General features: G+C 39.1%; 11 protein-coding genes. 4 read left to right on the top strand and 7 right to left on the bottom strand.

Features of this window, described 5'->3' with window-relative positions; genetic code table 11:
* Positions 1–28 precede the first annotated feature (28 nt).
* Positions 29–1,381, top strand: coding sequence for a TolC family protein (locus BIZ36_RS01370; protein WP_187456068.1), 1,353 nt, complete (start codon positions 29–31; stop codon positions 1,379–1,381).
* Between the two features lie 81 nt (positions 1,382–1,462).
* Positions 1,463–2,137, top strand: a complete 675-nt coding sequence (gene tsaB / locus BIZ36_RS01365) for a tRNA (adenosine(37)-N6)-threonylcarbamoyltransferase complex dimerization subunit type 1 TsaB (protein ID WP_187456067.1) — start codon at positions 1,463–1,465, stop codon at positions 2,135–2,137.
* Between the two features lie 38 nt (positions 2,138–2,175).
* Here the strand turns inward: tsaB and BIZ36_RS01360 are convergent, their stop codons facing one another.
* The 6 genes from BIZ36_RS01360 to BIZ36_RS01335 form a co-directional block, all read right to left on the bottom strand.
* The gene (locus BIZ36_RS01360; protein WP_187456066.1) at positions 2,176–2,907 is read right to left on the bottom strand and encodes a hypothetical protein; all 732 of its coding nucleotides are present in this window, start codon (positions 2,905–2,907) and stop codon (positions 2,176–2,178) included.
* Positions 2,908–2,997: 90 nt separating this feature from the next.
* A complete protein-coding gene (locus tag BIZ36_RS01355) occupies positions 2,998–3,705 on the bottom strand; it encodes a hypothetical protein (RefSeq protein ID WP_187456065.1) in 708 nt (235 codons plus the stop codon).
* Between the two features lie 110 nt (positions 3,706–3,815).
* On the bottom strand, positions 3,816–4,667 hold the full coding sequence (locus BIZ36_RS01350; protein WP_187456064.1) for a mechanosensitive ion channel family protein: 852 nt from the start codon (positions 4,665–4,667) through the stop codon (positions 3,816–3,818).
* A gap of 85 nt (positions 4,668–4,752) precedes the next feature.
* Complete coding sequence (locus BIZ36_RS01345) at positions 4,753–6,831, bottom strand: thioredoxin domain-containing protein (protein WP_222937152.1); 2,079 nt, start codon at positions 6,829–6,831, stop codon at positions 4,753–4,755.
* 17 nt (positions 6,832–6,848) lie between these two features.
* A complete protein-coding gene (locus tag BIZ36_RS01340) occupies positions 6,849–7,049 on the bottom strand; it encodes a dodecin family protein (RefSeq protein ID WP_187456063.1) in 201 nt (66 codons plus the stop codon).
* A 79-nt stretch (positions 7,050–7,128) separates the two neighbouring features.
* A complete protein-coding gene (locus BIZ36_RS01335) occupies positions 7,129–8,040 on the bottom strand; it encodes a NifU family protein (RefSeq protein WP_187456062.1) in 912 nt (303 codons plus the stop codon).
* 216 nt (positions 8,041–8,256) lie between these two features.
* Here BIZ36_RS01335 and BIZ36_RS01330 point away from each other — a divergent pair, with 216 nt between their 5' ends.
* Positions 8,257–9,270: a PorP/SprF family type IX secretion system membrane protein gene (locus tag BIZ36_RS01330; protein ID WP_187456061.1), complete on the top strand. Its 1,014-nt coding sequence runs from the start codon at positions 8,257–8,259 to the stop codon at positions 9,268–9,270.
* Positions 9,271–9,325: 55 nt separating this feature from the next.
* Here BIZ36_RS01330 and BIZ36_RS01325 read toward each other — a convergent pair whose 3' ends face one another.
* A complete protein-coding gene (locus BIZ36_RS01325; protein ID WP_187456060.1) occupies positions 9,326–10,507 on the bottom strand; it encodes a vWA domain-containing protein in 1,182 nt (393 codons plus the stop codon).
* Positions 10,508–10,712: 205 nt separating this feature from the next.
* Here BIZ36_RS01325 and BIZ36_RS01320 point away from each other — a divergent pair, with 205 nt between their 5' ends.
* A complete protein-coding gene (locus BIZ36_RS01320) occupies positions 10,713–12,647 on the top strand; it encodes a tetratricopeptide repeat-containing sensor histidine kinase (RefSeq protein WP_187456059.1) in 1,935 nt (644 codons plus the stop codon).
* Positions 12,648–12,655: the final 8 nt, after the last annotated feature.

Raw genomic sequence — 12,655 nt, 5'->3', positions numbered from 1 at the left:
TCATCAATCATAATCAAAAAAACGAAAAATGAACCTAAAACTTATAGTTTTATTAGTCCTCTGTGCCGTAGGAAGTTTATCTGCCCAGAATAAGAAGTGGACTTTGGAAGAGTGCGTAGCATACGCTGTTGAACATAATATTAGTATTGAACAGTTTGAACTGGATTTGGAGAATGCCCAAATAGATTATTCTGATGCCGTAGGCGGTTTGCTTCCAAATGTCAATAGTTCCATGAGCCTGTCAGGGAACACAGGTCTTTCTTTTGATCCCACCACCAATCAGCCTGTAACAACAACTATCTTGACGGCCAATGGTGGAGTAACTTCTTCATTGACACTTTTTGATGGTTTACGTAATATAAACCGACTAAATAGGGCCAAAATGAACGAGGTGGCCAATCAATATCGATTGGATGATTTAAAGGATGATATTCGTCTTAATGTGGCCAATTCCTATCTTCAAATTCTATCGAACAAGGAGACGCTCAAAGTATTGAACGCGCAATTGTCAGTAACGGAGCAGGATTTGAAAAGGACCAAGGAACTGGTAGATGCAGGAGTTCTGCCACAGGGCGATTTGTTGGAAATTGAAGCAACCGCTGCCGGTTTGGAGCAGCAAATCGTGAACACGGAGAATTTGGTGCTTATTTCGAGGATTGGGCTGGCACAATTATTACAGATTACGGATTATGAAAACTTTGATATAGCGGACGTGGACTATGAGGTGCCTCCTTCTGATATACTAAATAGTTCTGCGAAGGAAATTTTTGCAGAGGCCCTCACCTTTAGAAATGATATTAAATTTTCCGAGTCCAATATTTTACTGGCAAAAGAAGACCTGAAATTAAGTAAAGGGGCGTTGTACCCAACTTTGGCCGCCTTTTTTAATTACAATACCCGATACTCCGATCAGGATGGGTTTGATGGTAGTACCGGCACTTTTGTACCTGCAGAAAGTTTCACCAATCAATTGTGGATCAATGACGGTATCTCTTACGGTGCCCAATTGAACATTCCTATATTCAATGGATTTAGTACAAGAAACAGCATTAAAAGGTCTGAAATCAATGTGAAAAAGGCAGAACTTCAATTAGAGCAGGATAAGTTGAATTTGGAAACGGATATTAATCAGGCCTACGTGGATGTGAAAAGTTTTGCAAAAGCTTACCAGGCGGCCCAAAAAACCTTGGAAGCAAGACAACTTGCCTATGACTATTCAAAGGAAAGATATGAAGTTGGCTTGATGAATGCCTTTGATTTTAGCCAGGCACAAAGTCGGGTAGACAATGCTGCGGCAGATTTGGTACGTACCAAATACGACTATATTTTTAGAATCAAGGTTTTGGAGTTTTATTTTGGATTGCCTTTAGAACTGGAATAGATTATAAGAAATAATATATTAGACCTTCCCAAGGATAACTTGGGAAGGTTTTTTTGTGGATTAAAGGTATATTTGCGCCCTATGGCATTGATTTTAAACTTGGAAACGGCAACGACCAACTGTTCGGTCAGTATTGCCAAAAATGGAGAATTACTTGCTCTTAAAGAGCATGACACCCCTAACTATTCCCATTCGGAACAATTACATGTTTTCATAGATGAGGTAGTAAAGGAAGCAGGGCTTTCTCTGAACGATTTGGATGCCGTAGCCGTAAGCAAAGGGCCTGGTTCTTATACGGGATTGAGAATCGGGGTTTCTGCAGCAAAGGGACTTTGTTTTTCGCTTGATTGTCCGCTAATTTCTGTAGCAACGCTTAAAAGTATGACATTTCAGGCAAAAGATTCGGATGTAGACTTTGTCATTCCCCTTTTAGATGCCCGTAGAATGGAGGTGTATTCTGCAGTTTTTGATAAAGACTTGAAACAGGTTAGGGATACTCGTGCTGAGATTGTCTCTGAATCCTCTTTCGAAGTGTTTTGGCAAAAAGGGAAGGTGCTCTTATTGGGCTCAGGAGCTGAAAAATGTAAGGAAGTATTATGTCACGACCATATCTCTTTTGATGAAGGGGTGGTTCCTTCTTCTAGCCAAATGGCCCACTTGGCGTACGAAAAATATAAATCTTCTGAGTTCGAAGATGTAGCTTATTTTGAACCTTACTATCTAAAGGACTTTATACTTCAGCAAAAGAAAAAATAGCCTTTGTCAATTTTTTGGAAAATGAGAGGCTTTTAGTTTTAACCTTTACCCTGTTTCGCAATCGGTTTTATCGATTTTAAAGAATCATAATAGCTTAACAAGCGAATAACATCAGCCTCTTTTTTTAAGTTGAGGTTGTTGGTGTTCATAAAGTTTGAAACCTCAATGAATTTGTCGCTTAGTACCCTTAATATGTTGCTTTTATTTAACTCTATTGGCTGTGCAAGGGCTTTGTCATGCTTAATATAATAGGAAGAATTCTCAATATAATTTGCGATTGCTACTTTTGTAGAACTTCCGTATGCGGTATGGCTCGAAGGAGCACTAATGGTCTGATATTTTCCAGGTTTGAGTAAAAAAGAAATATGGTTTCCTATGAATAGAGGGTTGAAATACCCTAATTGAGTTTGGTTATTGGGTAATTCAAATTCGAAAATTTTATAGGTTTTACCATTAAAGGTGGCACTAAACTCAGGTCTTCTAAGAACTTCTCGAACGGTGCTATTTTCATCCTTGAACTCTATAACTTGTTTTATAGAATTAAACCTCATTGGTGCAACTAGAATTTCTTTACCGTTAAAGTTTAGATTTCCATTATTAAATTCTTCCGATTCATAAGGAGAGCCTTCATTCACGTAAGTTATTTCTTTTGTTTCGTTCATAAAGAAAGGATAATTAAATCCTGATTTTTGCATAGAAGATGACATTAGGGAACCACTTTGGGAGAATCCCGCAAAAGGAAGAATCAAAAGCAACAAAGCATTTTTCATAAAAGTAAATTTTAAGTTTGTATTATGTTGCGGGGGATTCTGAAAATAAGGCTCAAAAATCATTCCATAATAAGAATTTTACTACATTTTTTATCCTGTAGCAGTAGAATTTAAATCAATCAATCTTTCTGTAGTCTTATTAATTGAATTATAGTATTGAATTAGCCTGATGGCATGGGTTTCTTTTTTGAGGTCTAGCGAATGTTTTTTGATAAACTTTTTAAGTAAGGCCTCTTGGTCATTGAGAGCCTTCAACAGGCCTTTCTTATTTAGTTTAATCATTGTTGCCGATTGATCTCCTTTCCTTATAAAATAAGCCGAGATATCTTTGTATACAGGAGGGTCGTAATCGTCATAACCATTTTCAGGCTTTTCGGCCTGAACAAATTTTTTCTTAGGCTTGAATAAGAGCTGGGTGTGGCCTTGGTTCAACGAATTGAAATAACCCATTTTAACCTGCTTGCGCTCTTTGTATTCGAGTACCTCGTAAGTTTTTCCATCAAAAACAGCCTTAATACTAGGACGTCGTAGCAACTTTCGTGCTTTACGGTTTTCATCAAGAATCTCTACCGCATCGTGGTAGGCGTCGTATCTCATCAGCGCAGATGTTCTTGATTTACCGTTAATAATTGTTTCTCCTTTCTTGTATACCTCATTTAAGTAGGGCGATCCTTGAATGTCCACTTCTCGCATAACAATTCCGGCCTGTATATCAGTAGATATTCCATCGCCATTTCCTATGGTTTGCGAAATCATAGGTATGGTGCAAAAGAAAATCAGGTAAAATAGATTTTTCATAGCTTTTATTTTAAACTAGATACTTAAGGTACTGAATAATGCTATGAAAAACAAGAGGTTAGCACTTCAAATGCTAACCTCTATACATTTCTTTAAAAAGTAACTAATGATTAACTTTTTTCTTCTTTAGCTCTCGTCTGTTGGGGTAGGCTATGTACTACTCTTTGAGGGAAAGGAATTTCAATGCCGGCACCATCAAATCGTCTTTTTACTTCTTCCATTACATGAAAGTGAGCGGCCCAGAAGACACTATTTTCGGCCCAAAAGCGCAAGCTCAAATTTACGGAGCTATCCCCTAGGGCATCCACATACACTTCCGGTGCTGGCTCCTTTAAAATATTCTCGTTTTCGGCACATATTTGTAACATAATATCTTTTGCCTGCTTAATGTTGGAGCTGTAGCCAATTCCTACCTTAATGTTGTCCCTTCTTGTAGGCATGGCGTTATAATTTATAACATTGTTATTGGAAAGTTGTCCGTTAGGGATTACGGCCACCTGATTTCCAAAGGTGTTCAACTTGGTGTAAAATATACTAATTTCCTTAACGGAACCATCCACCCCTTGCGCGGAAATCCAATCACCCACTTTAAACGGTTTAAATAAAAGTATAAGCACGCCTCCTGCAAAATTGGATAAGGAACCCTGTAAAGCTAGACCAATGGCCAAACCTGCGGCCCCGATCATGGCCACCAATGAGGAGGATTGTACTCCCAATTGAGTAACTACCACTACAAAAAGTACCACTTTGAGTGCAATATTGATAAAGCTTTGCAAAAAGCTTTCTAAAGCAAGGTCGTAATCCTTTCTTTCAAAGAACTTTCTGACCAACTTGTTTAAGAATCGTATAATGTACAATCCTACAACAAGAATGATAAGTGCAAGGATAAGGTTAGGTAATATTTTCCAGGCAAAATCAATTGCCTTTTCAATGTGTTCTTCCAAATTGGTGAATTCTTTCATGGTACTTTTTTTAAAGCCGGCAACCTACAAAACATCTGCTTTCCTATCAAACAACTTTCTTTAAACTATTGTTAATGCAGACTTCCTACATCAATTGGGTCAAAACTTCGTTTGATTGGGTTACAGGGAGCTTACATGCTCCCTTTTCACAGACAAAAAAGGAAGTTGTGTCTTTGGTGGATCTATTTCGTAAAATGCTTAAAGAAGACTGTTCTTGAGTACCTGCAAAAATAGTATTGGGAAGGTAGGCCTTTCGTACTTCTTGCGCCTTCGTTTCCACTTCCGGTCCTACAATGGCACATTCAAAGAATGGCAGATTAGAGTAAAGTGCTAATTGCATCCAATTCGCATGGTTTTGGGCATTTTTTTCTAAATTTTCCTGGATGTTTTTTAATTGCTGCAGGGCTATTTTTTCATAATTATCCTGAGAGAAAAAACGGGATAATTTAAAGAAATTCACGGCCATGATAGAGTTGGATGCCGGTATAACATTGTCATTGGTTTCCACTGTTCTTCGGATTACAAAACAATCCTTAGCGGAGGTGAAAAAGAGCATTCCGCTTTTATCGTCCATAAAATTTTCCAGAACGTAGTCTGCCAGCTTTTTGGAGCGTAATAACCACTTTTCTTCAAATGTAATTTCATACAGTCCTATGTAAGCCTCAATAATGGTGGCATAGTCTTCTAAATAACCATTAATGGTGCTCTTTCCATTTTTATGGTTATGGTAGAGTCCGCCATCTTCTTTGGTAAGATTATTTTCTATAAACTGCGCATTTTTTTTGGCTAAGGTCAGATAATCCTTTTTCTCCAAATATCTATGGGCATCTACCAGACCCTTTAGCATAAGTCCGTTCCAAGAGGTCAGGATCTTATCATCAAGTCTTGGACGATGTCTTTTGGTTCGCTCGGTTTTTAAAATTTCTAGGGATTCAGTAATTATTTGCTCTATCTCTGCTTCTGGCTTGTTGAACAGCTTTGCAATTTCTGATGTATCAGTGTTTCTGATGAGTACGTAGTTGCCATGTTCCCAATATCCATAATCGTTCACATTGAAATAGGAAGCAAAAATCTCGAAGTTTTCCTTTAATAAAAATCTTAGATTAATTTCCTTCCAAACATAAAAAGCACCTTCCTCAAGTTTGTTATTGTCGTTTAAACTATCGGCATCCAACGAAGAATAAAATCCACCTTCTACATGCATCAGTTCCGTTTTGACAAAATCGATGGTTTTTTCCACTGTCTCCATGTACAACTTTTTACCTGTTTGGGCGTAGGCCTGGGCATATAAAGAAACCAGTAGACCATTGTCATACAGCATTTTTTCAAAATGCGGCACATGCCATTTGGCATCCACGGAGTATCTGGAAAATCCGCCACCTACATGGTCAAAAATACCGCCCCAGGCCATTTTGGTTAGACTGGTGTTAACATATTCCAGTACCTTTTGACTTTTTCTTTTTACTGCGTAATGCAATAAAAAGTTGAGGTTGACGGGCATCATAAATTTAGGGGCTCTTTTGTAACCACCCATTTCTTCATCAAAATGTTGTGACCAAGTTCGTACGGCATTCTCTATATTCTCTAAATTAATAAGGTCACTATTTTGGCTTAGTTCTACTAGGTTAATGGCCTGGATTCCTTCCTCCATTTTACGCGCGTAGTCCAAAACCTGTTGGGGTTCTTTTCTATGTAAATCGGACAATTGTAACAAGACCTTTTTCCAGTTATCTTTTTGCACATAAGTGGCTCCCCAAAAGGGTCTCCCGTCCGGTAATGCCACAATGTTCAAGGGCCAGCCACCACTGCCGGTCATCATTTGCAAGGCATCCATGTAGATATGGTCCACATCAGGCCGTTCTTCACGGTCTATTTTTATGTTTACAAAATGCTCGTTCATTACTTTGGCCACTTCAACATCTTCAAAACACTCATGCTCCATTACATGGCACCAATGGCAGGCGGCATAGCCTATGCTGATAAGTAATGGTTTGTTTTCTTGCTGCGCCCTTTTTAGGGTATCGTCGTTCCAAGCCACCCATTCTACAGGATTATGGGCGTGCTGCAATAAATAAGGGCTACTTTCGTGAATGAGCTCGTTCGTGAATTTTTGGGGCATATAAAAAAGGGTGTAAAAAAAGAACGCCCCATAAGGGGCGCTCATCAATATTTCAATAGTTTTTATTTTACTTCAAAGGTAATCTTAACGTTTACGCGGTAATTATCCATTTTGCCATCTTTTACTGTGGCACTTTGCTCGTTGATATAAACCGACCGAATATTCTTTACCGATTTTGACGCTTGTGCTACCGCATTGTGGGCGGCATCTTCCCAACTCTTATCAGAATTGGCCAATACTTCAATAACTTTTAAAACTGCCATGGTTATAAATTTTTAGATTTCCTAAAAGATACGCATTAAGACAGTGAAAATTAATTGAAATGCGTTAAAAATGAACGCATTAACCGTTGATGGCCACTACCTCGTTAATTTTATCGCCCATCATGTTTTTAAGCATGGTTTCAATTCCGTTCTTTAGAGTAAAGGTTGATGAGGGACAACCGCTGCAGGCACCTTGCAAGATTACGTTTACGGTCTTGCTATCCTCTTCATAGGATTGAAACAAAATATTTCCTCCGTCGCTGGCAACTGCCGGCTTTACATATTCTTCAAGGATATCTACAATTTCCTGCGAGGTATCGTCCAAATCCGTAGGTGTATTACTTTTCTCCTTGTTGGGTGAAACACCAGGTTTGGAAGCTGCTTCGGCCCCAACGGAAACCACTTCGTTACCATCGGTCAAATAATTGCGGATAAGCTCCCGTAGTTCCATGGTAATATCTTCCCATTCCGCAACATCATATTTAGTAATGGAAACGTAGTTGAGGTCAAAAAATACTTCTTTGATAAACGGAAATTGAAAAAGTTTTTTGGCCAAACCGGAATCTTTTGCCTCATCAATATTCTTGAACTCAAAAATTCCGGGAACAATCCTCTTGTTGGCAACAAATTTCATTACGGACGGATTAGGGGTTACCTCGGCATATACCGTATATACTTCCTTTTGTCCGTCTTCATCATCATTTACAATAGGTTCGCCCGCATTTAAATATTCTACCAACTGTTGGGCTACTTCCCCTTTTACATCATCCCACTCCACTATATCATATCGCTCAAGACCAATAAAATTGCCTGAGATATAAACTGTTTTAATGAAAGGAAGGTAAAAAAGTTGCTGTGCCAAAGGAGAGTTTTTGGCATCGTCTATATTTTTGAACTCGTAGTTTTTCCCCTTCGTTAACAAGTGATTGGTTTCAAACTTGAGTATCTTGGGATTATTGGTTCTTTCAACCGTTATGGTATATTCCTTCATCGCTAATTATTTGATGCAAAATTACGATAAATACGTGAGCCACTATTTTAAATGAACCAGGAATATTTTTTATGGTTTTATAGATTTCAACTATGACATGTACGTACTTACAGTTAAACGGCCCTAAGCTCTAAGCTGAATGCATAATATTGTGGTATTTCATCCGTTATACCATATATTTAATCGATTCTCAATATTGCCGCCATACCTACATAGATGAAAAATCGTTTGCTTTTATTGCTCTGTTCCCTTCTTTTTGGCCTTACTGGCAAAGCACAAGAAGGAATTCCCGTTTATTTTGATTACCTGGCGGATAACTATTACTTGGTTTATCCTTCAATGGCTGGTATTAGTGAAGGTGGGAAAATAAGGGCTACCGCAAGGATGCAGTGGTTTAGTGTGGAGGATGCCCCAAACTTACAAACCTTGAATGCCAATTTTAGGTTAGGAGAAAGTAATAGTGGGGTGGGCGCCATTTTTTTTAATGATGCCAATGGGTATCATTCCCAAACCGGTCTAAAGTTGACCTATGCCCATCATCTAAAATTGGGTGGCGATGAACGATATCTTAATCAGGTTTCATTTGGGTTAAGTCCAACCTATTTGCAGACAAGTTTAGATGAGTCCGAGTTTGTTTCGGCTGGACCGGATGATGCCATTACCGGAGCAAGATTGAGTGAAAGCTACTTCAATGTAGATTTAGGAATGTCCTATAGCTTAATGGATTTCTATGCCCATTTTGCCATCAATAACCTGTTGAGTAGTGACCGAAACCTGTACCGTTATGGTAAAGGAAACGATATTACCCCCGTCGTAGATAACCTAAGACGCTATTTGGTGTCTGCCGGATATATTTTTGGAAAGCAAGAATGGCAATATGAGCCTTCGGTTCTTTTTCAAATGACCGATTTTACTGCAGAGCAAACCATAGACTTGAATTTTAAGATATACCGCGATGTTGATTTTGGTCGGCTTTGGGGAGGAATTTCCTATCGTAGAAGTTTGGATGGAACCCCATTTGCGACGGCGGATGGATTTGGCGAACAAAAACTACAGCTATTCACACCTATTGTTGGAGCCAATATCAAGAATTTTATGGTGAGCTATAATTATTCCTACCAATCCGGCGATATCCGTTTTGATAGTGGTGGGTTTCATCAGATTACTTTAGGCTATGATTTTGGCCAATCGGAAAGAAAGTACGATTGCTACTGCCCTGCGGCCCAATAAAAGAGCGCCCGAAAGAGAAATTTCCTAGGCGCCCTGTTCAACAATAAAAAATTCTTTATTCCCAGCGATAGTTCTTTTTGGCCGCTTGTTTTTTGATGGCATTGATCATCGCATTCTCCAATTCTCCATTTTCCTCGCTTTGTTGGGAAGCTATGTAGACCTCACGCTTTGCATTGAGTTCGTTTATTTGATTTTGAATTTCTTGTCGTTCCGTTTTTTTCTCGGCTATGTACGCTTCAATCTCCTGATTCGATTTGTTTTGAAGTTCTTTGGGAAGGTCTTTTTTCTTCAATTTTGAGGCATCAAATTCAGCTTCCTCGGATGCATCTACCAAATCCCAATCGCTGTTTTTGTACATTCTGGAACTTTTACTAATGGCCCTTTTTACCATCACTACCTCTTCTAGGGCTTCGGCGTTGCTATCTTGCAAGGCTTGTTTTTCCTTTTTCGCACTACCCAAACTTCCATAGGAGATATAGGTGTTGTTCAGTTTTTTGTTCAGTTGAATGATGACATCGTCATAAGGCGTTTCAATATGCACAATCTGCCGGTTGTGGTCTATCGCCATATAATCTCCATTCGCCAAAAGGGCCCCTTCTTTCCATTTGCCATGAATACCCTGCTCATAATTGCCACAGAAAATGGTGTTGATGATTACATCTTGTTTTTTGGCTTTGGATGCTGCTTCCTTAAAGGAGGTACGGCCTTGGTCAAAAGGTTCGTTTCCGGCAATAAAAATCATTTTTAGGTTATCGGGATTATTGCCCCAATCCAGTTGGTTCAAAGAAGTTTGTATGACTTTTCCGCAGTATTCTTCACCCCCATTGGTGGAAAGGGAAAAAAGCTTTTCTGAAATTTCATCAAGGTCATCGGTAAAGTTCAATATTTGTTGTACGTATCCTTCACTGCTTGAAAGATTGTCATTGCCGTATTGGTAGAGTGCGATCTGTAGGGCTGGTCTTGCCTCATTCCCGCATTTGGCGTGAGTGAAATTGTTCACTACATCCCAAAGCTGGGCTTTTGCCTGATTGATAAGTCCGTCCATACTGTTACTTGTGTCCAAAAGCAGGGCAATTTTGACGGTGTTGTTTTTTGACTCTTTCGGATGGGGCTTTATAAGATTTATTTCCGTTTCATTTATGGCCAATTTCTTTGGCTTATTTTTTGTTTCACAGCCGTAGGCCGCAAGTCCGAAGGCCAATAGGGCGCCTGTTACTAATACGTGTCTGGTTTTCATCTTGTCAATTTTTAATTTCTGGAGTAAATGTAGATGTGGATTCTGAAAAGAAATAGTTGAATTGAGGCAAACAGGCTTCTGAATGCGTGAACAGTACTAACGGATTCGTCAACTAGTAGAATGTCTCTAAAAATAGCCATTTAAGGGAGCTTGTCTATTTTTTGAAACCGTTTATTTGAATTAAGTTTACCTTATAATCTAAGAAATGAAAGCGATCCGTTTTCTTATTTTTGGTCTATTTTTTATATGTATTTCCGCGGGAGCTCAAAGCCGAAGTTCTTCCGGAAATACACATGAATCATATCTTGATTCTGCCAATGTGTATAAAAAAACCGATATTGAAAAGAGTATTGATTTTGTGGCACAATCCATAGCGCAATTGGGTAAAAATGCTAATGCGGTAGCCTTGGCGAAGTCACTTTCTGTTTTGGGCGAAATTTATCAGTACCATCAGCAATATGACCTGGCCATTACCAACTATAAGGATGCCCTTGAAGCGCATAAAACTTCAAAAACCACCCTTCTTTTAGCCGAAGCCTATAATTTAAATAGTCAGTACACCGAAGCGAAAGACCTATTGACACCTTTGTTGAAGGTAAAAACCCTTATTCCGTATCAAAAAGTGAGTTTGTACGAGTTTTTGGGCGACTCCTATTTAGGTCAAGGTCAGGTTGAAAAGGCTGTTTCCTTCTATCAAGAGGGGGTAAAATTGGCGCAGATGAACCAAATCACCCCTAAATTGGCCGATTTAAACTCCAAGATTGCCGATGCCTATGCCAGCGATAACAAATTAATTGAGGCCGATGCCTTTTATGATAGTTCCCTGCAGTTATCAAAAAAGCTGGCTCCTGAAAGGGCATTGCAGGAAAAGGAAAAAGTAGCGGATTACTATAACCAAAAAAACGAATACGGAGCCGAAATACAGCTGCGAAAAGAAAGTTTGGGTGAATTGAACCAATTATCGCGTTCCAAGGTGGCCAAAAGTAGAGGCTTGCCAAAAGCGGATTCCATTACTCCGCAGCGCATCAATTATAAGATTGCCAATGCCTATATTGCCCAAGACAAGTATGATGAGGCCATTCCGTATTTAAAGGAGAGCATAGAGCGCGCAGATACCGAAGATGATTTGGTGGTGCAGAAAGACGCTACGCGTAAGCTCTCGGAGGTTTTGGAGTACAAGGGGGAATACACCAAAGCCCTCGAAACCTACCGAAATTATGTGGCATTGGTAGATACGCTCTACATCAGAAAAGAACAGGAAATCTCACGAGCGGCCCGTTTTAACAGGGAAATATCGGCTAAGCAAAGCCGAATTTCAGGTTTGGAGCAGGAACGGGAACTTTCCCAAAGCAAATATGACCTGGCCCGTACCGAAAGTCAGTTGATAGAGGAAACCAATAAAAGGCAAAAATGGGTCATCTATTCCCTTTTGGGCGGTATTGTTCTATTGGGGCTCGCCACCTTCTTTTTTTACCGAAGCAATCAGCAACAAAAACTGGCGAACAATCTTTTAGCCTTAAAATCATTGCGTTCACAAATGAATCCGCATTTTATTTTCAATGCTTTAAATTCTGTGAACAACTATATTGCTAAAAGTGACGAACGCAGTGCCAATAGGTATTTAAGCGAGTTTTCTACTTTGATGCGTTCGGTTCTGGAAAATTCAGAAGAGGATTTTATCCCTTTGACAAAAGAATTGGAGCTTTTGAAATTGTACATCAAATTGGAACATTCCCGATTTCCGGAAAAGTTCGATTATGAAGTAAAAGTAGAAGAGGAGGCAGATGTGGCCGCCTTTCAAATTCCGCCCATGTTATTACAACCCTATATTGAAAATGCTATATGGCACGGACTTCGGTACAAAGAGGAAAAGGGATATTTACACATCGAGCTAGAACAAAATGACAAAGAATCAATTGTAATAACTATCACAGATAATGGTATAGGGAGAAAAAAATCTGCGGAGTTAAAAACCCGAAATCAGCGAAAACAAAAGTCAAAAGGGATGGGTAACATCAAAAAACGTATTGAAATACTCAATGATATGTACAAGAATAAATTGGGGGTACAAATTTCCGATCTAAACGAAGATGGCACGGGTACCAAGGTGATTTTTACCCTTAGAAATAAAGCAGCTTAAGATTTGAA

It is taken from the genome of Cytophaga sp. FL35, assembly GCF_014349235.1.
Lineage (GTDB): Bacteria > Bacteroidota > Bacteroidia > Flavobacteriales > Flavobacteriaceae > Euzebyella.
Note: the sequence above shows the minus strand (reverse complement) of the source record. Positions and strands in the feature narration are given on the sequence as shown.

Bases quoted from the DNA above. Each gene is read 5' to 3' on its own strand.
- BIZ36_RS01370 (WP_187456068.1), top strand. From the start codon at position 29: ATGAACCTAAAACTTATAGTTTTATTAGTCCTCTGTGCCGTAGGAAGT.
- tsaB (WP_187456067.1), top strand. From the start codon at position 1,463: ATGGCATTGATTTTAAACTTGGAAACGGCAACGACCAACTGTTCGGTC.
- BIZ36_RS01360 (WP_187456066.1), bottom strand. From the start codon at position 2,907: ATGAAAAATGCTTTGTTGCTTTTGATTCTTCCTTTTGCGGGATTCTCC.
- BIZ36_RS01355 (WP_187456065.1), bottom strand. From the start codon at position 3,705: ATGAAAAATCTATTTTACCTGATTTTCTTTTGCACCATACCTATGATT.
- BIZ36_RS01350 (WP_187456064.1), bottom strand. From the start codon at position 4,667: ATGAAAGAATTCACCAATTTGGAAGAACACATTGAAAAGGCAATTGAT.
- BIZ36_RS01345 (WP_222937152.1), bottom strand. From the start codon at position 6,831: ATGAGCGCCCCTTATGGGGCGTTCTTTTTTTACACCCTTTTTTATATG.
- BIZ36_RS01340 (WP_187456063.1), bottom strand. From the start codon at position 7,049: ATGGCAGTTTTAAAAGTTATTGAAGTATTGGCCAATTCTGATAAGAGT.
- BIZ36_RS01335 (WP_187456062.1), bottom strand. From the start codon at position 8,040: ATGAAGGAATATACCATAACGGTTGAAAGAACCAATAATCCCAAGATA.
- BIZ36_RS01330 (WP_187456061.1), top strand. From the start codon at position 8,257: ATGAAAAATCGTTTGCTTTTATTGCTCTGTTCCCTTCTTTTTGGCCTT.
- BIZ36_RS01325 (WP_187456060.1), bottom strand. From the start codon at position 10,507: ATGAAAACCAGACACGTATTAGTAACAGGCGCCCTATTGGCCTTCGGA.
- BIZ36_RS01320 (WP_187456059.1), top strand. From the start codon at position 10,713: ATGAAAGCGATCCGTTTTCTTATTTTTGGTCTATTTTTTATATGTATT.